This is a genomic window from Vibrio sp. R10-SF1-ISO8 (assembly GCF_059833805.1).
On sequence record NZ_JCBDHL010000009.1, the window covers coordinates 35,822 to 59,025 of the forward strand.

Consider the following 23,204-nt stretch of genomic DNA (forward strand, 5'->3'; position numbering starts at 1 on the left):
CTCCAGATCAGAGATTGATGAGGACTTGAATGACTAACCAAGCATACCCAATGGCTGTAGTGACACAAGATAGCTTAGACAGCTATATTCGTTCAGTGAACAGCTATCCAATGCTAACTCCTGAAGAGGAGCGTGGACTTGCAGAGCGTCTGCATTACGACGGTGAAATTGAGGCTGCAAAAGGCTTAATCCTTTCGCACCTGCGTTTCGTTGTACACGTTGCTCGTGGTTATTCAGGTTACGGTCTACCAATGGCTGACCTTGTTCAAGAAGGTAACATTGGCTTGATGAAGGCTGTGAAGCGCTTCAACCCTGAAGTTGGTGTTCGTTTGGTTTCATTTGCAGTGCATTGGATCAAAGCAGAGATTCATGAGTACGTTCTGCGTAACTGGCGTATTGTGAAAATTGCGACCACCAAAGCGCAACGTAAATTGTTCTTCAATCTGCGTAAGTCGAAAAAGCGCCTAGGTTGGTTTAACAACGGTGAAGTTGAAACTGTTGCGCGTGAGTTAGGTGTAGAGCCTTCAGAAGTTCGTGAAATGGAATCTCGTTTGGCTGCGCAAGATGCGACATTTGAAATGCCAACCGATGATGATGACTCAAATGCTTCTTACACTGCACCTATGGTGTACCTAGAAGATAAGTCTTCTGATGTTGCCGATAATGTTGAAGCAGCAAACTGGGAAGCGCACACTAACAACCGTTTGAGCTTAGCACTCAAGAGCTTAGATGAGCGTAGCCAGCACATTGTTCGTTCACGTTGGTTAGATGATAACAAGTCGACGCTGCAAGAACTGGCTGAAACCTATAGCGTATCTGCAGAGCGAATTCGTCAGCTAGAAAAGAACGCGATGAAGAAATTGAAAGCGGCGGTTGGTGAATTCTAACCTCTGACTTTTTAAACGAATCTACCAAGCCGAGATCATATGATCTCGGCTTTTTTATTGCTGATCATTTATTGAGTTATTTGGATGATTATAGATCGAGTTTGTCTCACCTTGCCTGTGGGTAACTCTGTGGTAAATTTCTTTGCTATCTGTCAGAAAGCGGGGTAGATAAAGGCATCTCGACCCATTATCCCGTGGGGATAGTTTTGCTTTTACACACAATAAAATAATGATCATCACTACATATAGTGGATCAAAAATCATCGAGATACTTTATCAACGCAATCCACAGATTTATCCACAGTTGGTGGATTTATGATCGCTGGTGGATAACCTTACTACCCTCGTGTACTTGTTGACCACTGGATAGGTTACAATGGCGTTAGATAATTACGATATAAAAGAGAAAGTTCATGGATCAGTTTAAGCATATTGATGTGAGTAGTGCGCAAAATCTTCTTGAGCAAGGAGAAGCACGAATGGTGGATATTCGCGACCCTCAATCCTTTGCTGTGTCTCACGCCAAAGATGCCTTCCATTTGACCAACGATACGATCGTCACCTTTATGGACGACGTGGAGTTTGAACAACCTGTGTTGGTGATGTGTTATCACGGCATTAGCAGCCAAGGTGCAGCACAGTATTTGGTTAACCAAGGCTTTGAGCAGGTGTATAGTGTTGATGGCGGCTTTGAAGCATGGCAAAGAGCCGAACTTCCGACAGAATCCAACTTAGGATAGCTTTATGTATCGACTCATCTCCCTCAATAATCCACGTATGGCACAAGCATTTATCGACTATATGGCCTCGCGCCAGATAGATATTCAGATGATGCCGGAGGGAGAAGGGCAGTTTGCATTGTGGTTGACCGATAGCCAGCATCAAATAGAGGCGGAGTCAGAGCTGCAGCAGTTTTTATCCGACCCGAATGCCAACAAATATCAAGCGGCGTCATGGGATATGGCCGAAAGCCGCAAGAATCACTTTACCTATCAATCGCCAAGTATGTTAGCCATGATTAAGGCCAAAGCTGGGCCGATAACATTATCTGTCATGGTGATCTGTTTGGTGATTTTTACCATGCAGCAACTTGGCTCTGGTAAAGGGGTGTTTGCCGCTTTGCACTTCCCAGCATTTGCAGGACAAGAATGGCAACTTTGGCGCTGGGTAAGCCATGCCGTTCTTCACTTTTCTGTCATGCATATCGCCTTTAACTTACTCTGGTGGTGGCAGCTTGGTGGTGATATTGAGCAAAGGCTCGGCTCGGGCAAATTACTGCAGTTGTTTGTAGTTTCTGCTGCGCTCTCAGGGGCGGGGCAATACTGGGTTGAAGGCGCTAACTTTGGCGGCTTATCTGGTGTGGTTTATGCACTGGTTGGCTACTTATGGATGTTGGGCTACAAAGCGCCACAACTTGGACTCAGTATGCCTAAACCTATGATAGGTTTTATGCTGGTGTGGTTGGTGCTTGGTTTTGTTCAGCCGTATATGGCGATTGCCAATACAGCCCATTTAGTTGGTCTGTTATCTGGTGTGGCTCTGGGTTTGTTCGATGCAAGCCGAGCGAAAAAGTAGCAATAAAAAAACGGCGCGATAAGCGCCGTTTGATTAGCTAGTACACATTACTGATACAAGTATTTGGTAAACAGTAAGTCAGCGATAATGGTTTTGCCTGTTTCGGGTAACAGCGTCGCGTTGAGCTGCTCAACTAAGGTCTTACGTAAATCTTCACGCCCCGCCAGGGAGGTAATGGTATCTTCTGACTGTTTACCAAGCAGTTCAATCACAGCGTCGCGAATTAATGGCTGGTGCAGTTCGATCACGCCAAGGTCCGCTTCATTAGCAACCATAATATCGATTCGAACTTGGATATAGCCAAGTTTCTTGCCTTTGGTATAGAAGTTGGTGGTGAGATCTGGCTCTAGCGTAAAGTAGGCAAGTTTCGGAGCACCTTCTTCTTCGGCTAAAACAGGTAGGCTGATAAGTAAACCCAAAGCGATAAATATTTGGGCTAGGTAACGTTTAATCATATTTATAACTTTTCTTTCTTCCAATCACGATACTCGAATCGCCTGAGTCTTGTTACAATAGAGCATCTATTTGTAATAAAAATGCGTTAAGCACTCATTGTAGTGGTTAACTTTTGAGATTGAAGCTTTATTGTACGCTGATAAGGCTACTTATTGAATATTAGTATGAATCAACCAACTGCGCTTTATTTATCTGCTCTTCGCCAAGTTGAATGGCAACAACCAGAGCATTTTAGCTTTCCTACGCAAAGTGCAAAAAAATGGCTGCTAGAACAGGGCTCGTTGTCACGTTTATTAGAGTCTTATTGCCAAACGTTAAGTGTCGACCTTCTGCATAATAAAGTGATTCGAGCTGAAAAGCTAAATACGCAGGAAATAGAACTGCTGGCACTAGAAGAATGCTTGTTGAGAAAGGTGGTGCTGAAAGGAGATGGAGAGCCGTGGGTATTGGGTCGAACCTTAATTCCGCATTCTTCAATGCAAGGCCAAGAGTATGATTTAGCTCGCCAAGGTGAAATACCGTTAGGCTTGACGGTGTTCAGTGCCAATGATGTTAAACGCGATGCTTTGCAAGTTGGTCTGGTTGAGTTGGATGGCAAGCAGCTGCTTGCGCGTCGTTCTCGACTATGGATGAATCGTAAACCTATGTTAGTGGCAGAGCTTTTTCTGCCGACCGCGCCAATTTATGCAAAGGAGAGCGTTTAAAATGACGGCAGATAAAGCAGTCGCTTACTGGCAGTTAATGCGTATGGATAAGCCGATTGGGACCTTATTATTGCTTTGGCCGACATTATGGGCGTTGATTATTGCAGCTGAGGGTGTACCGAGTTTAAAAGTTTTATTTGTTTTTGTTCTTGGCGTTATCTTTATGCGAGCGGCTGGATGCGTAATCAATGATTTTGCCGACCGTAAAGTTGATGGTCATGTAAAGCGCACTAAGCTACGCCCGTTACCATCAGGAAGAGTGACCTCTAAAGAAGCTATCGGGCTGTTTTTAGTCTTAGCGATCAGTTCGTTCCTACTTGTGCTGAGTATGAATGCGTTAACCATTCAGCTCTCATTTGTTGGCATCTTCCTCGCGTTCATTTACCCATTTATGAAGCGCTATACTCATCTGCCACAGCTGTTTCTTGGTCTCGCTTTTAGTTGGTCAATTCCTATGGCTTGGGCTGCCGAGGCGAACGAAGTCACCATGATGACATGGTTTATCTTTACTATTAATGCCCTATGGACTATCGCCTACGACACCCAATATGCCATGGTAGATAGGGATGATGACCTGAAAATTGGCATTAAATCGACGGCAATCTTGTTTGGTCGGTTAGATAAAATGGTGATTGGTGTCTTGCAGCTCGCCACTCTTGCCATGTTGATGTACGTCGGGATTTGGTTTGAGCTTGGTGCAAGCTACTACTGGAGCTTGCTGATTGCTGGCGCTTTATTTGTGTTTCAGCAGCATCTTATCCGACATCGAGAGCGAGACTTGTGCTTCAAGGCATTTCTCAATAACAACTATGTCGGCATGATTGTCACCATAGGCTTGTTTATTGCTTTCTGGTAAACAAAAAGGGCATCCACTGGATGCCCTTTTTCGTACTTAATTGGTTCTATTTAGTCCCTGTCGCCTGACAGATACTTTCTTTGATGGTTAGGCGAACTTCTGGGTAGAGCATAGAGTAAAGCAGGTTGGCTAATTCTGTGCTCTTGTCACTATCGCAGTTACCGTCATTGTCGAGGTAAGCTTGTTGTTTCAATGTCGTAAACAGTGCAGAGAAAACGCCCTTATCAAAGAACTCTGGGGCATTAATGCCATGTAAACGACCTAAGCGTTGCGCGATATCTTGGCTCTTAAGCTCTAAGTCGGCTTTACCCAGCTCTGGGTTTGCCACTAACAGGTTAAGTGCAATCGCATAGCGTTGCAGTGTTTCGGTAATGGTGCGACCAAGCAGAACTAAGACTTGGTTGTTCGCTTGGTTAATCGCCACATTTTGCTCGCTATCGATGGTCACTAATCCTTGGTGAGCGATCTCTTCGATGTACGCCTCAGTCAGTTCACCGAGCTTCCCTTCCTCAATACTTAAGAACAGCTCTTGTTTTAAGAATGGATAAACGAGAGCCACATTTTGCTTGATCTGCTCTAATGACAAGTGCTGATGGCGAACCAACATTTGAGCGATTAACGACGGCAGCGCCAATAAATGGATGATGTTGTTGCGGTAGTAGGTCATCAGAATCGACTGATTGCGATCCAGCGACACGATTTCACCCATGCTGTCTGTCTCGATAAGGAACTTATCCAGTGTCTCGGCATGTTTAACTAACGCTTGGGCATCATCTTCAGGCACCGTGTAGGTTGAAGAGTAAGGCACATTCTTAAGGATCGATAAGTAACAATCGATCTGATTGACTAAGCTATCGCGGGACAGTGCACGTTGGCGTGAAGCGAGTAGGGCGGTTGCACATAATGTGAGTGCGTTAGTCGCAGCCGCATCGTTAATGTGTGTCATCATCTTGGTGGCTAAACCATTCACAACTGGGTTGAGCCACTGAGGTTTGGTTGCACCCATAGGGTCGATATCTTTAGTCCACTCCGGCGCATGCTCGTTCAGATATTGGTTAAGCGGAATTGGCTCACCGAAGTTAACGTACCCTTGGCCAAAGTTGCGTAGCTTGCGAATCGTGCGCAGCACTAGGCCGGCATTTTCTTTTTCTTTGCGCTTACCACGTAGTTCTTTAGCGTAAGTCCCTACCTCCATAACATGCTCATAGCCGATGTAAACCGGAACCAGTGTCACTGGGCGATTTAGACCACGTAGCATAGCTTGGACTGTCATAGCCAGCATGCCTGTTTTCGCTTGTAGTAAGCGGCCGGTGCGCGAACGTCCGCCTTCACTGAAGTACTCTACTGAGTAGCCTTTAGCAAACAGCTCTGCTAGGTACTCACGGAAGATAGTCGAGTACAGTTTATTGCCTTTAAAGCTACGGCGAATAAAGAACGCGCCACCACGGCGGAAGATAGGTCCCGCAGGGAAGAAGTTAAGGTTAATACCTGCCGCAATGTGTGGAGGAACCATGCCTTCTCGGTAAAGCACGTAAGAAAGCAGCAAATAGTCCATATGGCTGCGGTGACAAGGCACGTAGACGATCTCGTGACCATCTTGCGCAAGTTTACGTACCGTAGCGGCATTGGTGATGTTCAAGCCTTGGTAAATACGATTCCACAACCAGCCGAGTAGGCGTTCGCCATTTTTTATCAAGGAGTAAGAGAAGTTTGCGGCAATCTCATCCATGATGGCATGCGCTTCTTTGCGCACTTTCTCAATTGGTACACCTTTAGACTTTGCTTCGTCTTCGATAACTTTTTCAATCGCTTTTGATTTCATCAGACGATTAAATAGTGCTTGTCGACTTGGCAAGTTAGGCCCTGAAGCAGCTAGTTTCTGACGAGAAAAGTGGATACGTGCCACGCGCGCCAACTTATGAGCAATTGAAGCATCTGTGCCATGTGAATCCGCCATGTAACGCAAAGAAACCACAGGGCTAATACGCACTAAGCAGTCACGACCAGAGAGCAAAACAGCTTTGGCTTTTTGTGGACCGTTTAAAGACTGTAGGTAGGGTTTTTGCTGCGATTCTTTACCTGGCTTACGTCCCCAAAGGACCGTTGCAGGGATCATTTGCACATCGAGTTCTGAATCAAACTTGTGCAGTTCAAGCAGATCAGAGAAAAGCGTCACTGATGTGCTAGGTACATCTTGATCGCTGTCCATTACGGTTTGGCGAGCAGAGGTAAATACGTAGCGGTTAAATGCTTTGCCGTTGATTTCGACTGGCTCTAGCGGGTCGGGTAAACCAAGTGCAATGACTTGTTTTTGCAGCGCGAGGAGATCAACAGCTGAGCGATATGGCAGAGCGTAAATAATAGGCTTGTTTACATCAATACTATGATCTTCAATAGGATTTGAAGGAATTGTGGTCCCTTTAACTAACACTGACATAGGCAGTTTTAGTAAGGTGCGCGATAACATTCGTCCAGAAGACATAAGGTTCTTAGCCTCAAAAATAGATGGTTTGCATAAGCACATTTCCATTTCTCTAACTATAGAACTGGGAATGCGTCCAAGCGTGTATTTTTATAGCGGGCAAGGATAACAGAAACTGGTCGAACCTTTTACTTATTATTGATTAGGAAAACGTCAATTTTTAAGTCATCAAGCTATCGAGATAATTAATAAAGAGAAATTAACTTGCCAGACAAAACACTCCACGGATTTAAACGGATTAAAAACGCAACGCAGTACTCCTGCCAAGGTATCAAGGCTGCATTTAAACACGAGCCGGCCTTTCAAGAAGAAGTCGTGTTAGCCGCGCTCATGATTCCGGCGGCTTTATTTATTGGTGACAGTCAGTGGGAGAGAATATTGCTGATCGCGACAGTAGTGTTGGTATTGATCGCTGAACTGTTTAATAGTGCGATTGAAGCGGTCGTTGACCGAGTTGGAACGGAGCACCACGAACTTGCCGGACGGGCGAAAGATATTGGCTCGGCTGCTGTAATGGTGACCATGCTATTAACCGGTTATATCTGGCTAGAGATCCTGTTTTTTTAACGCGATCGATGTGTAAATTGCTAACTCGCTAAAAAACAAGCAATTGGCTTTTCATTTGAACAATTACTGGATATACTCACAGTTAACTGTATAAAAAGACAGGTGACTTATGAAGCCGTTAACGCCCCGCCAACAACAAGTTTTTGATCTGATCAAAAGCAAAATCGAAGATACTGGTATGCCACCAACACGTGCTGAGATTGCACGCGAACTTGGCTTCCGTTCAGCAAATGCTGCTGAAGAACACCTTAAAGCCCTTGCACGTAAGCAAGCGATTGAAATTATTCCTGGTGCCTCTCGTGGAATCCGTATTCTACTTGAAGATGCTGCCAATGATGATGAAGGACTGCCTCTTATCGGCCAAGTTGCGGCGGGTGAGCCAATCCTTGCTCAGGAGCATGTCGAGACTCATTACCAAGTTGACCCGGGTATGTTCAAGCCTCAAGCTGACTTCTTACTGCGTGTAAATGGCGAAAGTATGAAAGACATCGGTATTATGGATGGCGACTTGCTTGCAGTGCATAAAACTCAAGATGTACGTGATGGTCAGGTTGTCGTTGCACGTGTTGACGATGACGTAACGGTTAAACGTCTAGAGCGTAAAGGTTCGACAGTACTGCTTCATGCTGAGAACGAAGAGTTTGAGCCAATTAAAGTGGATCTGACTAGTCAGCACCTAGCGATTGAAGGTCTAGCGGTAGGCATTATTCGCAACACAGATTGGATGTAACCGACTCTGTTTGAGATTCATTCTCACTTGTTGATTTTGTAACTGATATTCATTATCATCTTTGCTCTGGCTACGGAAGGAAGATGATAATGGCCGTCGATCACACATCAGCTAAACATCGCTATCAAATCCCTGCTAATTTATTGCAACCATTATGGCTTCGTAGCCGAGAAAGTTTAGTTGATAATGGATTAGTCTACGACCCGATTGCAGCGCGTGCCTGTCAGCGCTGCCATTTAGCACCAGAATGTCTTTCTGGTGATATTGACCAAAAACAACTCCTTCACGTTACGCTTACTCAGCTGTGCGATCAGCAGGTTTCTGCTTTTATCAAACGTAATCCAGATGGTTGGATCGTCAATGTTGGTGCAGGGTTGGATACGCGTTTTTATCGTGTTGATAACGGCCGATGCAACTGGTTAGAGCTCGATGTGACAGAAAATTTGCTCTGGCGTCAGAAACTGTTTCACAGTAGTGAGCGTTATCACCATGTTTGCGGTAGCGTTGATGATGTCAGTTGGTTAGAGCAGTTACCTATTCCAGAAAAAACGCCTGTGATGATAGTGTGTGAACACGCTTTGCTTGATTGTAGTCAGCAGCAAGTGGCCAAATTCATTCAAGCGCTAGGTTGCCACTTTGACTCAGCACGAGCTTGCGTTGTATTAGCAGGCGATCTCAGCCATTCCAAGCTAGGGCAGAAAATGGGCGCGGGGCAATATGCTCACGGGTACAGCGCACCGGGCGATGCTATGTTAGGCTATTTGCCTTGGGCACGCTGGGCGAAAACCTATTCTCCGCTTGATCGCGATTGTGGTCGCTGGAAACTATGGCAACGCTGGCTGACTAAGATGAACTTTTTAAAGCAAAGATTAACGCCGGTATTGGTTCAGCTTCGCTGGTAATCTCGTTACACTTGTCACTCAATTCTAGTCAGAGTGACAACGTGCAAATTCTTCAAACCCTTTCTAACCGCACCGTGCATAAGCAAGTCTTGTTGCTTGCTATTCCTATGGTGCTTTCCAACATCACAGTGCCATTACTTGGACTGGTGGATGCAGCAGTCATCGGTCACCTCGAACATGCGTGGTATCTCGGCGGTGTTGCGTTGGGCAGTACTATGATCAGCGTGACATTTTGGCTGCTAGGCTTTTTGCGTATGTCGACCACTGGGCTTGCTGCCCAATCTTATGGCGCAGAGAGCAAACATCAACTTGGGTTGGTCTTCACCCAAGGCATGACAATGGCGCTTGGTTTTGCTGCCGTTTTTCTTCTCTTCCATCAATCTATTGCGCAGTTGGTATTTAGCTTTAGTGACGCCAGTGAACAGGTAAAGCACTATGGCGCGCAGTACTTCGCTATCCGAGCTTGGAGTGCGCCTGCCGCCTTGGCTAATTTCGTCTTGCTCGGTTGGTTATTAGGTACGCAAAACGCCAAAGCACCGATGTGGATGGTGATCATCGCTAACGTGACCAACATCGTTCTCGACGTACTATTTGTGCTCGGATTAGGTTGGAAAGTCGAGGGCGCGGCATTGGCTTCTGTGATTGCTGATTACACCGGAATGAGCTTTGGTCTTATTTGCGTATGGCGTAAATGGACCCGGGATAGCCTACCGTCAGTGTTGAACTTGATTAAAGACACCACCAACGGATTGAGTCGCTTTGTTAAGCTCAATCGAGATATCTTTCTACGTTCACTTTGCTTGCAAGCCACATTTACCTTTATGACCTTTCAAGGAGCGAGTTTCGGCGACGAAATCGTTGCTGCGAATGCTGTGCTGATGAGCTTTCTGATGATGATTTCTTACGGCATGGATGGATTCGCTTACGCGATGGAAGCCATGGTCGGTAAAGCCATTGGCGCGAAAGACCGAGAGCAGCTCAATCAATCGCTGATTGGTACTTTTTTCTGGAGCTTGGTCATTTGTGGATTACTGACCTTAGCATTTGGTCTGATGGGATCGAATCTGATCGGATTGATCACTGATATTGAGGCAGTTCATGCATTGGCGATGGAGTATTTGCCTTGGTTGATTGCCATGCCGCTAGTGTCGATGTGGTGCTTTTTATTCGATGGCATCTTCGTTGGTGCAACAAAAGGTAAAGAGATGCGTAACAGCATGTTCTTATCAACCTGTGCTTTTTTTGCGATTTTCTACTTATCGATGGATTTAGGTAATCACGCTCTGTGGCTAGCAATGTTGAGTTTCATGGCCATGCGCGGGTTAACCCTAGCGATAATCTTAACCCTCCAGTGGCGGAGAAACACTTTTCTCGCCTAAGTAAAAGATACCAGCCGAGTCTCCGTACTCGGCTTTTTTCTATCTTTATTAACATTATTACGCATGCGTAAAAATGATTTTCAAAATGATGGGATTATCAAATCTCTATTAGTGCCTAAAATACTCAGCAACAAAACGACGCAGCGCAGTGTGAGTTCCTCAACTACGCTTATGACGTCCCTATATACATAAAATATAAAGGAAGCATCCAATGGCGCTTGAAATCAATCCTGGTCAAACTCACATTAAATCAAAAGCAATGGTGGCGTGGGCTGCTGGTGAACCGCTGAAAATGGAAGAAGTTGATGTACAACTTCCTAAAGCAGGAGAAGTGCTAGTACGCATCGTAGCTACTGGTGTTTGTCACACTGACGCATTCACCCTATCTGGCGATGACCCAGAAGGTATCTTCCCTTCAATTCTGGGTCATGAAGGTGGCGGTATCGTTGAAATGGTTGGCGAAGGTGTCACTAGCGTTGAAGTTGGCGATCACGTGATCCCACTTTATACGGCAGAATGTGGCGAATGTAAGTTCTGTAAGTCGGGTAAAACTAACCTATGTCAGGCCGTTCGCGAAACCCAAGGTAAAGGTCTAATGCCAGACGGCACAAGCCGCTTTTCTATTAACGGTGAGACCATCTTCCACTACATGGGCTGTTCTACTTTCTCTGAGTACACGGTTCTTCCAGAGATCTCACTAGCTAAAGTAAATAAAGAAGCTCCGCTTGAAGAAGTTTGTCTTCTAGGTTGTGGTGTGACAACAGGCATGGGCGCAGTGCTTAACACGGCAAAAGTAGAACAAGGCGACACCGTTGCGGTATTTGGTCTAGGTGGTATCGGCCTATCTGCCATTATTGGTGCGCGTATGGCGGGTGCAAGCCGTATAATCGGTATTGATATCAACGAGAGTAAATTTGACCTAGCCAAACAACTGGGGGCTACAGATGTTATTAACCCACAGAAATTCGATAAGCCAATCCAAGAGGTTATCGTTGAAATGACAGACGGCGGCGTAGATTACTCATTTGAGTGTATCGGTAACGTTAATGTGATGCGTCAAGCACTTGAGTGTTGTCATAAAGGTTGGGGTGAATCAGTGATTATTGGTGTTGCCGGCGCAGGCCAAGAGATCTCAACCCGTCCATTCCAACTCGTAACTGGTCGTGTATGGCGTGGTAGCGCTTTCGGTGGTGTTAAAGGTCGTTCTGAGCTTCCAGAAATCGTAAATCGCTACATGGCAGGTGAGTTCGGTCTACAAGAATTCATTACTCATACCATGGGTCTGCAAGACGTAAATGAAGCGTTTGAGTTGATGCACAAAGGTGAATCAATCCGTACCGTTCTTCATATGGATAAGTAATTGAGCTAAATAGATAAACACAACGCCCTGATACAAGGGCGTTGTTGTCTTCTGAATTTTTAATCTGGGGTGGTTATGACCATTGAAAACGTAAGCCAAGCCAAAGTATTTGGTGGTTGGCACAAACAGTACATGCATGACTCTGACGTTCTAAACTGCAACATGCGTTTCGCAATCTTTTTGCCACCTAACGCAACCAAAGCCAAACCCGTTCCTGTGCTATACTGGTTATCTGGCCTAACTTGCACCGACGAAAACTTTATGCAAAAGGCAGGGGCGTTTCGCCGGGCTGCTGAATTAGGTATTGCCATCGTTGCGCCAGATACTAGCCCTAGAGGTGAAGATGTCGCAGATGATGAAGGTTACGATCTAGGACAGGGGGCGGGGTTTTATCTTAATGCAGTCCAAGAACCTTGGTCTCGTCACTATCATATGTATGACTATGTCACTCAAGAGCTGCCATCTTTGATTGAAGCTAACTTCCCAGTTTCGTCGATTAAGTCTATTGCAGGGCATAGTATGGGCGGACACGGCGCGCTGACTATAGGGCTGAAAAATTCGCAGCAGTATCGTTCGATTTCTGCCTTTAGTCCGATCACTAATCCTATGCAGTGTCCTTGGGGGCAAAAAGCGTTTAATTCCTACCTAGGTAATGACTTTGAGGCTTGGCGAGAGTATGACGCCAGTGAGTTATTAAAGCAGGCGCAAGCAAAGCTGCCGATTTTAGTCGACCAAGGCGATGCGGATAACTTTCTGGTTGAGCAACTAAAGCCACAAGCATTGATTGCCGCAGCGCAAACCCATGACTCTGACGTTGAAGTTAGAATGCAGTCAGGTTATGACCACAGCTACTATTTCATTTCGAGCTTTATTGATCAGCATCTTGAGTTTCATGCCACGTACCTGAATCAATAATTGATGAAACTAAAAAGCCGCAACTTAATTGAGTTGCGGCTTTGCTATATTTAGCTGGTGGCTTATTTAAAACAAACGGTTAAGACCATTAAGTGCTGCTACGCGATAAGCCTCGGCCATAGTTGGGTAGTTGAAAGTGGTGTTGACGAAATACTCGATGGTATTCGCTTCCCCTTTCTGTTCCATAATGGCTTGGCCGATGTGGATGATTTCCGCTGCGCGCTCACCAAAACAATGAATACCAAGGATCTCTTTCGTTTCGCGGTGGAAAAGAATCTTCAAACTACCAATATCTTTCCCCGCGATTTGAGCGCGAGCTAAGTGTTTGAAAGAAGAGCGCCCAACTTCATACGGCACTTTTGCGGCTGTTAACTCTTGCTCTGTTTTACCCACAGAACTGATCTCTGGAATGGTGTAGATGCCCGTTGGAATATCTTCAATAAGGTTGCCGTCTGCTTTGCCTTTGGTGATCGCCTGTGCAACAAAACGCCCTTGGTCGTAAGCGGCACTTGCTAGGCTTGGGTAGCCAATCACGTCACCAACAGCATAAACATGTTCAACTTCGGTTTGATAGTTACCATCGACCTTTAGCTGTCCGCGAGAGTCTGCCTCTAATCCAACCGCAGTGAGGTTAAGCTTGTCTGTGTTACCTGTACGGCCATTGGCGTAAAGGATACAGTCGGCACGCATTTTCTTACCGGATTCAAGATGAACAATGACACCATCTTCTGTTCCTTCAATTTTCTCAAACGTTTCATCGTTGCGAATCACAACGCCACTGTTCCAGAAGTGGTAAGACAAAGCATCTGAAACTTCATTATCTAAGAAGGCAAGCAGGCGATCTCGGGTATTGATTAGGTCTGTTTTGACACCTAAACCACGGAAAATTGATGCATACTCACAGCCGATAACACCTGCACCGTAAATGATGATATGACGAGGGTCGTGCTTAAGACTCAGAATCGAGTCACTGTCATAAATACGTTCGTGCATAAAGTCGACATTGTCTGGTTGGTATGGGCGAGAGCCCGTCGCGATAACAAAACGATCGGCGCTGTAGGTCTCTTCTGTGCCATCACTTTGCATCACGGCAATGGTATATTTATCGATAAAGCGAGCCGTACCAAAAATTAACGAGCACTGGTTACGATCATAGAAGCCTTGACGAAGTCTCGTCTGCTTATCGATCACCGATTTGGCATGACCGAGAATGTTGGAAAACGTCGAATGTAGGCTAGTGTTGTTGTGACAAAACAGAGGGTTGTTATTGAACTCAATGATTCGGCTTACTGCATGACGTAAAGCCTTTGAAGGGATGGTACCCCAGTGAGTACAGCCACCACCGACACTACTTTCCTTTTCTACAATGGCAACATTTAAGCCCGCTTTGGTTAATCCCATCGCTGCCCCTTCGCCTCCGGGGCCACTACCAATAACGATTACATCAAAGTGGTTGCTCTGGGCCATAGTTTCTTCCTTGTTATAGATTCTTAACATTGCTTTAGCGAGATTTTAACTGATTCCGTTAGGGCGTACACCTAAAGCATACTAGACAGTCGGCGAGATCACGGAGAATCAAGCAAATAGATTAAAGGGTATGTCGTATGTCTCTTATTAGGGTGGAAAAGATTGAATTCTCAACTCAACTCGGTTTAATTGCCACTCGGTCAGCAAAGCACAAGATTATGGCTTATCTCCTTAAGGCAATCGTTGTATATTAATGGCTATCGAAGTTAGAAAAATAGAAAAATAACTATGAAATCCATGGGAATCCGTGCTCAGCAGAAAGAGAAAACGCGTCGCTCTTTGATTGACGCTGCATTCAGTCAGTTAAGTGCTGACCGAAGCTTTTCCAACCTGAGCTTGCGTGAAGTCGCACGAGAGGCGGGTATCGCTCCAACTTCATTCTATCGTCACTTTAAAGATATGGATGAGCTAGGTTTGACCATGGTTGATGAAGGGGGCTTGTTGCTGCGTCAGCTAATGCGTCAAGCTCGCCAACGCATTGTCAAGGAGGGCAGTGTGATCCGCACTTCGGTCGAGACCTTTATGGAGTTTATCGAAAGTAGCCCCAACGTTTTCCGACTATTATTACGTGAACGTTCGGGAACCTCATTTGAATTTCGTACAGCCGTTGCTCGTGAGATGCAACACTTTGTCGCCGAGATGACAGAATACCTGATCAGTACTGGTATGGCCCGAGATGAAGCTTTCACGCAAGCAGAGGCGTCGGTCACATTGGTATTCAGCTCTGGCGCGGAAGCTTTAGATTTAAATCGACGTGAACGCGATGAACTTGCCGAACGTCTAATTATGCAATTGCGAATGATAGCCAAAGGGGCTTTCTGGTATCGCAAAGAACGTGAACGTAACCGATTAAAAGGTGGGATAGATTAATGTCGAATGAAACAAACCAAGTTAATCATGGTTCTGAGAAGAAAACACTGGTACTGGCTCTAATTGCGGGTATGTGTGGTGATGCTATGTTGTCATGGCTAACCATGAGTGATGTGCCTTTCTCAATTTTTCCACTGATTGCGCTTGTGCTGTCAGTGCAAGCACTTTACCGAGAGTACTTAAGTAACCCTGTATCTGAAGATATCCCGTTAGTGGGTCTGGCGTGTTTCTTCGTCGGTGCATTTGGTCACTCAGCATTTGTTAAAGCTCAGTACCCAGACTCGGGCTCTAACATGCTAGCAATCTTTATTACGCTTGGTTTGCTGCTTTGGGTAGCGAAAAAGCTCGGCTTCTTAACAGCTCCAGCGAAACCAAAAGCTGAGTCGTAATGTCAGCTTAGTTAATGGATACAAAAAACGAGCCTAATGGCTCGTTTTTATTTGTTCTAAATGGTTAAACTTTGCGTTCCAGTAGTACGCCTGCTTCCATATGGTGGGTGTATGGGAACTGATCGAATAGAGCAAAGCGCGTCACTTTGTGAGTCTCGCACAGCACATCTAAGTTTTCTTTCAGTGTCTCTGGGTTGCACGAAATGTACATAATACGCTCGTAGCCTTGCACCATCTTACAGGTATCGATATCCATACCTGCACGTGGTGGATCAACGAAAATGGTATTGCAGTTGTAGCTCTTAAGGTCGACACCCGCATCCTGCAGACGACGGAACTCGCGCTTGCCTTCAATAGCTTCAGTAAACTCTTCTGCTGAAAGGCGTAGGATCTGCACGTTATCAATCTTGTTGGCTGCGATATTGTATTGCGCAGAAACAACGGAAGGTTTAGCTAGCTCTGTTGCGAGTACGCGATCAAAGTTTTGCGCCAGAGCAAGCGAGAAGTTTCCGTTACCACAATAAAGCTCAAGTAGGTCACCCGGGCTGTCTTGAGTACAATCTACTGCCCACTCCAGCATCTTCTCTGCAACCTTACCATTTGGTTGGGTAAAGCTGTTTTCTACTTGCTGGTAAATGTATGGCTTACCGTTAACATCGAGCTTTTCAATCACGTAGTCACGATCGAGAACAATCTTCATCTTGCGTGCGCGACCGATGATGTTGAGGTTAAAGCCTTCATCATTCAAACGTTGTTTTAGCGCTTTCGCATTGTCAGTCCATTCCTCATCAAGCTGACGATGGTAAAGCAGCGACACTAAGATTTCTCCGCTTAGCGTCGAAAGAAAATCAACTTGAAAAAGCTTACGGCGCAATGAGTCATTGTCTTTCATTGCATCCACAAGCAATGGCATTAAGTCATTAATTAAACGGCTTGCCGCCGGGAACTGATCGACACGGTACTTCTCGCGAGTCTCTTGGTTGAACATGATGTAATAAAGGTCTTCACCTTCATGCCAAACGCGAAACTCTGCACGCATACGGTAGTGTTGTTCTGGAGATTCAAATACTTCCAGCTCAGGTACTTGGTAAGGCGCGAACATCTCATTGAGACGGTCGATCTTCTCAGCCAGTTGTTCTTGGTAGCGTTGCGGGTTTACATCAAGAGTCGCCATGATTATTGCCTTAGGTTGGTATCTGTCGAGGTTGTATTTAATTTAAGAGCGCAGATTTTATTCAATCTCAGCGCTATGTCCAGTCTTGTCCTACCAATGCCTTAAAGATAGTGTGTAAATCGCACTTTGGCGGTGCAACTCGCTATATCATATAGATATAAATCCCAATTATGCTCTGGACAAATAATCCATAGCTTAATAACATCTGCGCCTAGCTGGTGCTTTCTAGATGTATAGATGGCTGAAAAGGGAATCTGGTGTAAATCCAGAACTGACGCGCAGCGGTAAAAGAGAACGAAAACTCAAATGACACTGCATAGAGGACTATGTGGGAAGTCGAGTGAGTAGGTGGCAATGCCGAGCTCTTAAGTCCGAAGACCTGCCAGCAGCTGAGCAGTGGTACTGGAAGCAAGCGCTCCATGCTCGGTAGGACTTACGCGATTTAGGATTATAAAAATGAACCGATCTATTCTAGCGATTGCTGTGGCATCGCTACTTCCGCACGCCTCCTTTTCTTATGCCCAAGAAGCATCTTCTGATGAAACTATGGTGGTTTTAGCTAAGAGCGATTTCAATAATTCAATTGAAGATATTCCGGCTAACGTTACTGTTATTACTTCAGATGATATAGCTGCCAGTGGTGCCAAGAGTCTAGATACTTTGTTACGTGCCAGAGCTGGAATTCAGATTTCTGATACCAATAGTGGGCCTGTTTTTTCTCTGCGAGGATTTACTAGCGGGCAAGCTGCTCATAACACCTTAATTCTAGTTGATGGACGTCGTTTGAATAAACAGGATCTGTCTTCTCCACAGTTAAGCTCTATTCTGGTTTCTCAAATTGAACGTGTAGAAGTGTTATCGGGTAGTGCTGGTGTGCTTTATGGTGATCAAGCAGTAGGTGGTGTGATTAACATCATCACTAAAGGTGGTCGCCAAGACGGTGGTAATGCTTCGGTTAGCGTGGGTAGTTTTGACTCTGTTGTGGGTAGCCTTGATGCTTCTAAGCAGCTCAACGATCAGTGGAGTGTATTCTTTAGTGCAAGCCAAGATAACAGCGACAACTACCGCGAGCACAATAAGCGTGAAACGGGTGTACTGTTAGGTCGTATAAACTATATGCAGGATGACACTGAGTTTTTTGCAGAAGCCAGCTACTATGATAATAACCGTCAATATGCAGGCTCTCTAACTGAAGAGCAGTACAATCAAGACCCTACGCAAGCAAGTTCACCAAATCCTACCGACTACTCTCATGATATTACAAAAGCTTTGCGTACAGGATACAAGCGCAACCTAAATAGTGATTGGGTTATTGGGGCTGATGTTATCTATGATAATACGTCTGGCTCCGGCTCCGCTTGGGGTAGCGCAACAACCAAAAAGAGTAAGCAGCTATTTGGTGCGCTTAAAATAGAGAGAGAACTCTCTAACGATGTTGGTCAAGGCAACATCTTGTTAGGTCTTGAAGGTGCTGATCAAGACCATTCTTATAAGTCTTCTTCAACGGATAGATCGAATGAACAGAGTAACTACAGTGTATATGGTCAACTGAATTATCCATTGATTGAGAAGTTAACGCTAACAACAGGTGCACGATACAGCACTGTAGAAGATAAGCTCTATGATCGTGCTACTTACCCAGGCACAGAGAAGCTATCTGAATCTCAAGACGCCTATGAATTGGGTTTAAATTACAAAATTAATGAATCACAACGAATTTACCTAAGAGGAGAGACGAACTTTAGGTTTGCTAAAATTGATGAGCAAGCTTACACGTCTCCTGGAGTTATGGGGCTTAAACCTCAAAAGGGTAAATCAATTGAAGCGGGTTGGGGGCTGTCTGAGGCAGATTATAGCGTAAAGGTTGATGTGTTTAATCTACAGTTGGAAGACGAGATTGTATTTGATAGCAGTGCTCCAAAACCTATAGGTGGCAGCTTTAACGGTGCTAATGTGAATGCTGACGAATCTGAACGCAATGGAGTGAGTGTAAGTGGTGATTTTTACGTACTAGAAGATCTGCTACTTGGTGTAGAATACAGTCTAATCAATGCGGAATTTTCTAGCGGTGATAATAAAGGTAAACAACTACCTTGGGTTGCGCGCAATACAGGTCGAGCATTTGTCACTTATGATATTAGTTATGATTGGCAGATTTTTGTTGAAGGCGTGTACACAGGCACTAGATATAAAGATGGCGATACATCAAATAGCTTGGATAAACTACCAGCATACTGGCTGAATAATATTGCGATTAACTATACTAAAGATACTTGGTCAGCGAGTTTACGTGTTGATAATGCATTTGATAAAAAGTATGCAGCAAATGCAAATCACTGGGGAGCTTATTATCCAGGAGATGGTCGTAAATTAATGTTAACAGGTGCTTACCACTTTTAATTACCTCAAACCGCCTTCGGGCGGTTTTTATTTATCTATATAAGCAAACTATGAAAAAGAACGTCATTATTAGCTGGTCGAGCGGTAAAGATTCGACTTTGACCTTAGAAAGGTTGATTGAAAGCGAAGAGTATCAAGTGGTGGGTCTATACACGACCTATGTCAAAGATGAAGTCCCTTTCCAAGCGACTCCTGTTCCTGTGCTTGATATGCAGGCAGAGCTGTTAGGGTTACCTTTGATCAAGATAGAAATGCCGCAAGCTTTTCCACCCAATGAAGTTTATCAATCGACGATTATTAAGGCGCTAAAAGAGAGCGGCCTTGCGATTGATGGTGTCGCGTTTGGCGATATGTTCTGTAATGGTATTGAGGCCTATCGTCGTAGCTTTATCGAGCCTGCAGGGTGGAAGTGTGTGTTTCCTCTACTAGGGCAGCGAAGCGAAGACTTAGCGCAAGAGATTCTACAACGAGGGATCAAAACCTTGGTTGTGACAACAGATGGTAATGGATTAACGCCTGACTACTGTGGCCAGTGGTATAGCCAATCCTTCCTCGATAGCTTACCAAATGGTGTTGACCTTTGCGGTGAAGATGGAGAGTTCCATACACTGGTAACAGAGACTCGCAGCTATAAAGGTAGGATTGAGCTAAAGCTAACTCATCAGGAGCGAGGAGAGCGTTTTACTCATCAACGTTATCAAGCGCAATGTTTGCCAAAATAGCCACAGCGAGTATCATTGCCAAGTCGTAAAGTAATGAGCAAATCAAGTGTCCCAGCAACAAGCAAAAATCTTAATCTTTGATTCTGGTGTCGGTGGTCTGTCTGTCTATAAAGAGATACAGGCAAAATTACCTCAGCTTGATTACCTCTATATCTTTGACAATGCCGCTTATCCTTATGGTGAGCTAGAGCATGAGACGCTTATTGCTCGTGTTAATACGTTGGTTTCCTCTTTAGTTGAGCAGCATCAAATCGATTTGGTTGTAATTGCCTGCAATACTGCCAGTACCATTGTTCTACCCACGCTGCGTGCCAAGCTATCCGTTCCCGTTGTTGGAGTGGTCCCTGCTATTAAGCCTGCATCGAGTCTTGCTAACAAAGCCGTTGGACTGATTGCCACTCCGGCGACGATAACTCGTCCTTATACCCATGACTTGATCCGTGATTTCTCGCAAAGCAAACCTGTAGAGCTACTAGGTTCTACTCGTTTGGTGGATATGGCTGAAGAAAAGCTGCGTGGCAAACCGATCGATCTCGTGGAATTAAAGCAAATTCTTACTCCGATCGACAACAAGGTTGATGTCGCTGTATTAGGCTGTACCCATTTCCCCCTGATTAAACAAGAAATACAGCAGGTGCTGTCTGGCAATGTGGCGCTGGTGGATTCAGGAGAGGCGATTGCTCGTCGAGTGATGGACTTGCTGAAAGATAAAGTGAGTGCAGGGTTAGATGGGAGCGGAACAAGAGAGATTTTCTCAAGTGCTCCCCCATGGGAAGAGGGAGCGCTGAATATCGCATTACATGAACTTGATTTTAGCCCTGTTCAATATTATCCGATTGAGATTTAGGATCGTTAGCGATACGAACTTTCAATGTGCGCTGCATATAATCCTTTTCATTAAGTGCCTCTATTGCAGGTTGCGCATCCGCAGCGGCCATCACAACAAAACCAAATCCTCGTCTTTTACCTGTTCGTTTATCTTTCATTAAGCGAACAGCAAAAACTTCACCGTGTTTGGCAAACAGCTCTTTCACGTGAGATTCATTGGCCTTATAAGGCAAGTTACCTACATAAAGTGTTTTAGTTGATGGATCGTTTGATTGGTCTTGCTCAATATTGGTGTTGGAAAGTTTAAGAATAAAAGCGGAAGCAAAAACACCCAGAACAAAACTTAAAGCAGGAGAGATTGCTACCTGCGAAAAGATGATTCCGCCCAAAACAGCTAAGGCGACAATCATTAAGGTCGATTTGTTTGAACTCATATTGGAATACAACTTTTAGGTTTAAGAAAAAATAGGTCTACCGTTAACAAAATAGACACATGGATCTTACGTATATGGTTGTAGTTTTTCCAACGTATTGGTGTGACATGACTCAAATGTTGAAATTTTATTCTATTTTCAGGGTTTTGATTTGTTTTTAACCAAACAGAAATTAATTTCAAAAAAACACTTGTCTTCCTCTCAGACCTCCCTATAATGCCGCCTCACCGACACGGAGTGAGACAAACATCACACGCCGAGTTGGAAAGAGAGAAAAGAAAGTTTGAAAAAACGCTTGACTCTCAAAACGGGAAGCGTAAGATACGCACCCCTAACGACGCGGCGCTGAGCGCAACGGAAGTTAGAAAAAGCTCTTTAAAAATATAGACCTATCAATCTGTGTGGGCACTCGTTGATGATAATCCAATTAGAAACTTCGGTTTCAAATTAGGTTTCAATGATACGAAGTGACCAACGAGTCGAAAGACTCAGCACAGTCAATTCAAACATTACTTTATGTAATGTTCAGTATTCATTGAGCCGACAAAATCTTAAATTGAAGAGTTTGATCATGGCTCAGATTGAACGCTGGCGGCAGGCCTAACACATGCAAGTCGAGCGGAAACGAGTTAACTGAACCTTCGGGGAACGTTAACGGCGTCGAGCGGCGGACGGGTGAGTAATGCCTGGGAAATTGCCCTGATGTGGGGGATAACCATTGGAAACGATGGCTAATACCGCATAATAGCTTCGGCTCAAAGAGGGGGACCTTCGGGCCTCTCGCGTCAGGATATGCCCAGGTGGGATTAGCTAGTTGGTGAGGTAAGGGCTCACCAAGGCGACGATCCCTAGCTGGTCTGAGAGGATGATCAGCCACACTGGAACTGAGACACGGTCCAGACTCCTACGGGAGGCAGCAGTGGGGAATATTGCACAATGGGCGCAAGCCTGATGCAGCCATGCCGCGTGTATGAAGAAGGCCTTCGGGTTGTAAAGTACTTTCAGCAGTGAGGAAGGTGTTGTCGTTAATAGCGGCATCATTTGACGTTAGCTGCAGAAGAAGCACCGGCTAACTCCGTGCCAGCAGCCGCGGTAATACGGAGGGTGCGAGCGTTAATCGGAATTACTGGGCGTAAAGCGCATGCAGGTGGTTTGTTAAGTCAGATGTGAAAGCCCGGGGCTCAACCTCGGAATTGCATTTGAAACTGGCAGACTAGAGTACTGTAGAGGGGGGTAGAATTTCAGGTGTAGCGGTGAAATGCGTAGAGATCTGAAGGAATACCGGTGGCGAAGGCGGCCCCCTGGACAGATACTGACACTCAGATGCGAAAGCGTGGGGAGCAAACAGGATTAGATACCCTGGTAGTCCACGCCGTAAACGATGTCTACTTGGAGGTTGTGGCCTTGAGCCGTGGCTTTCGGAGCTAACGCGTTAAGTAGACCGCCTGGGGAGTACGGTCGCAAGATTAAAACTCAAATGAATTGACGGGGGCCCGCACAAGCGGTGGAGCATGTGGTTTAATTCGATGCAACGCGAAGAACCTTACCTACTCTTGACATCCAGAGAACTTTCCAGAGATGGATTGGTGCCTTCGGGAACTCTGAGACAGGTGCTGCATGGCTGTCGTCAGCTCGTGTTGTGAAATGTTGGGTTAAGTCCCGCAACGAGCGCAACCCTTATCCTTGTTTGCCAGCGAGTAATGTCGGGAACTCCAGGGAGACTGCCGGTGATAAACCGGAGGAAGGTGGGGACGACGTCAAGTCATCATGGCCCTTACGAGTAGGGCTACACACGTGCTACAATGGCGCATACAGAGGGCGGCCAACTTGCGAAAGTGAGCGAATCCCAAAAAGTGCGTCGTAGTCCGGATCGGAGTCTGCAACTCGACTCCGTGAAGTCGGAATCGCTAGTAATCGTGGATCAGAATGCCACGGTGAATACGTTCCCGGGCCTTGTACACACCGCCCGTCACACCATGGGAGTGGGCTGCAAAAGAAGTGGGTAGTTTAACCTTCGGGAGGACGCTCACCACTTTGTGGTTCATGA

General features: G+C 45.4%; 21 protein-coding genes, 1 rRNA gene and 1 riboswitch. Of the genes, 17 read left to right on the plus strand and 5 right to left on the minus strand.

The window, feature by feature from the left end; genetic code table 11:
- The first annotated feature begins 29 nt into the window (after positions 1–29).
- From rpoH to glpG, 3 genes are all read left to right on the plus strand, one after another.
- Positions 30–887: an RNA polymerase sigma factor RpoH gene (gene rpoH / locus AC6R00_RS05540; protein ID WP_004745047.1), complete on the plus strand. Its 858-nt coding sequence runs from the start codon at positions 30–32 to the stop codon at positions 885–887.
- Positions 888–1,300: 413 nt separating this feature from the next.
- On the plus strand, positions 1,301–1,627 hold the full coding sequence (glpE, locus tag AC6R00_RS05545) for a thiosulfate sulfurtransferase GlpE (RefSeq protein WP_500639601.1): 327 nt from the start codon (positions 1,301–1,303) through the stop codon (positions 1,625–1,627).
- A 4-nt stretch (positions 1,628–1,631) separates the two neighbouring features.
- On the plus strand, positions 1,632–2,462 hold the full coding sequence (gene glpG / locus AC6R00_RS05550) for a rhomboid family intramembrane serine protease GlpG (RefSeq protein WP_500639602.1): 831 nt from the start codon (positions 1,632–1,634) through the stop codon (positions 2,460–2,462).
- A 47-nt stretch (positions 2,463–2,509) separates the two neighbouring features.
- Here the strand turns inward: glpG and AC6R00_RS05555 are convergent, their stop codons facing one another.
- Positions 2,510–2,917: a flagellar basal body-associated protein FliL gene (locus AC6R00_RS05555; protein ID WP_004745050.1), complete on the minus strand. Its 408-nt coding sequence runs from the start codon at positions 2,915–2,917 to the stop codon at positions 2,510–2,512.
- 165 nt (positions 2,918–3,082) lie between these two features.
- Between AC6R00_RS05555 and AC6R00_RS05560 the strand changes: the two genes are divergently transcribed.
- A complete protein-coding gene (locus AC6R00_RS05560; RefSeq protein ID WP_500639603.1) occupies positions 3,083–3,622 on the plus strand; it encodes a chorismate lyase in 540 nt (179 codons plus the stop codon).
- A gap of 1 nt (position 3,623) precedes the next feature.
- On the plus strand, positions 3,624–4,478 hold the full coding sequence (gene ubiA / locus AC6R00_RS05565; protein ID WP_004745052.1) for a 4-hydroxybenzoate octaprenyltransferase: 855 nt from the start codon (positions 3,624–3,626) through the stop codon (positions 4,476–4,478).
- A gap of 46 nt (positions 4,479–4,524) precedes the next feature.
- Here ubiA and plsB read toward each other — a convergent pair whose 3' ends face one another.
- Entirely contained in the window at positions 4,525–6,960 is a 2,436-nt protein-coding gene (gene plsB, locus AC6R00_RS05570; RefSeq protein ID WP_500639604.1) for a glycerol-3-phosphate 1-O-acyltransferase PlsB, read from the minus strand.
- Positions 6,961–7,164: 204 nt separating this feature from the next.
- Between plsB and AC6R00_RS05575 the strand changes: the two genes are divergently transcribed.
- From AC6R00_RS05575 to fghA, 6 genes are all read left to right on the plus strand, one after another.
- Entirely contained in the window at positions 7,165–7,527 is a 363-nt protein-coding gene (locus AC6R00_RS05575; RefSeq protein WP_500639605.1) for a diacylglycerol kinase, read from the plus strand.
- 109 nt (positions 7,528–7,636) lie between these two features.
- Complete coding sequence (lexA, locus tag AC6R00_RS05580) at positions 7,637–8,257, plus strand: transcriptional repressor LexA (protein ID WP_004745055.1); 621 nt, start codon at positions 7,637–7,639, stop codon at positions 8,255–8,257.
- An 89-nt stretch (positions 8,258–8,346) separates the two neighbouring features.
- The gene (locus tag AC6R00_RS05585) at positions 8,347–9,159 is read left to right on the plus strand and encodes a class I SAM-dependent methyltransferase (protein WP_069668093.1); all 813 of its coding nucleotides are present in this window, start codon (positions 8,347–8,349) and stop codon (positions 9,157–9,159) included.
- Between the two features lie 41 nt (positions 9,160–9,200).
- Entirely contained in the window at positions 9,201–10,538 is a 1,338-nt protein-coding gene (gene dinF, locus AC6R00_RS05590) for an MATE family efflux transporter DinF (RefSeq protein WP_500639606.1), read from the plus strand.
- A 211-nt stretch (positions 10,539–10,749) separates the two neighbouring features.
- Entirely contained in the window at positions 10,750–11,898 is a 1,149-nt protein-coding gene (locus AC6R00_RS05595; protein ID WP_494506225.1) for an S-(hydroxymethyl)glutathione dehydrogenase/class III alcohol dehydrogenase, read from the plus strand.
- Between the two features lie 75 nt (positions 11,899–11,973).
- Entirely contained in the window at positions 11,974–12,813 is an 840-nt protein-coding gene (gene fghA / locus AC6R00_RS05600) for an S-formylglutathione hydrolase (RefSeq protein ID WP_500639607.1), read from the plus strand.
- A 66-nt stretch (positions 12,814–12,879) separates the two neighbouring features.
- On the opposite strand, the gene sthA is transcribed toward fghA, so the two are convergent.
- Positions 12,880–14,310, minus strand: coding sequence for a Si-specific NAD(P)(+) transhydrogenase (sthA, locus tag AC6R00_RS05605; protein ID WP_071881303.1), 1,431 nt, complete (start codon positions 14,308–14,310; stop codon positions 12,880–12,882).
- Between the two features lie 258 nt (positions 14,311–14,568).
- Here sthA and fabR point away from each other — a divergent pair, with 258 nt between their 5' ends.
- The gene (fabR, locus tag AC6R00_RS05610) at positions 14,569–15,210 is read left to right on the plus strand and encodes an HTH-type transcriptional repressor FabR (protein WP_004745061.1); all 642 of its coding nucleotides are present in this window, start codon (positions 14,569–14,571) and stop codon (positions 15,208–15,210) included.
- Positions 15,210–15,599, plus strand: coding sequence for a YijD family membrane protein (locus AC6R00_RS05615; RefSeq protein WP_500639608.1), 390 nt, complete (start codon positions 15,210–15,212; stop codon positions 15,597–15,599). Before fabR ends, AC6R00_RS05615 begins: the two co-directional genes overlap by 1 nt.
- A gap of 64 nt (positions 15,600–15,663) precedes the next feature.
- On the opposite strand, the gene trmA is transcribed toward AC6R00_RS05615, so the two are convergent.
- Positions 15,664–16,773 (minus strand): tRNA (uridine(54)-C5)-methyltransferase TrmA, encoded by a 1,110-nt coding sequence (gene trmA / locus AC6R00_RS05620; RefSeq protein ID WP_500639609.1) that lies wholly within the window; start codon positions 16,771–16,773, stop codon positions 15,664–15,666.
- Between the two features lie 199 nt (positions 16,774–16,972).
- Positions 16,973–17,174: riboswitch (cobalamin riboswitch) on the plus strand.
- A gap of 55 nt (positions 17,175–17,229) precedes the next feature.
- Here trmA and AC6R00_RS05625 point away from each other — a divergent pair.
- From AC6R00_RS05625 to murI, 3 genes are read left to right on the plus strand one after another with little or no spacing between them, the layout of a single operon-like run.
- Positions 17,230–19,173, plus strand: coding sequence for a TonB-dependent receptor (locus tag AC6R00_RS05625; RefSeq protein ID WP_500639610.1), 1,944 nt, complete (start codon positions 17,230–17,232; stop codon positions 19,171–19,173).
- 50 nt (positions 19,174–19,223) lie between these two features.
- Positions 19,224–19,895 carry a Dph6-related ATP pyrophosphatase gene (locus AC6R00_RS05630; protein WP_500639611.1) on the plus strand — a complete coding sequence of 224 codons (672 nt, stop codon included), beginning with the start codon at positions 19,224–19,226 and terminating at the stop codon, positions 19,893–19,895.
- 46 nt (positions 19,896–19,941) lie between these two features.
- On the plus strand, positions 19,942–20,742 hold the full coding sequence (murI, locus tag AC6R00_RS05635; protein WP_500639612.1) for a glutamate racemase: 801 nt from the start codon (positions 19,942–19,944) through the stop codon (positions 20,740–20,742).
- Here the strand turns inward: murI and AC6R00_RS05640 are convergent.
- Positions 20,708–21,157 (minus strand): RNA recognition motif domain-containing protein, encoded by a 450-nt coding sequence (locus AC6R00_RS05640; protein WP_004745067.1) that lies wholly within the window; start codon positions 21,155–21,157, stop codon positions 20,708–20,710. The genes murI and AC6R00_RS05640 overlap by 35 nt on opposite strands.
- 553 nt (positions 21,158–21,710) lie before the next feature.
- Here AC6R00_RS05640 and AC6R00_RS05645 point away from each other — a divergent pair.
- Positions 21,711–23,204 (plus strand): 16S ribosomal RNA (locus tag AC6R00_RS05645); the annotation flags it as partial.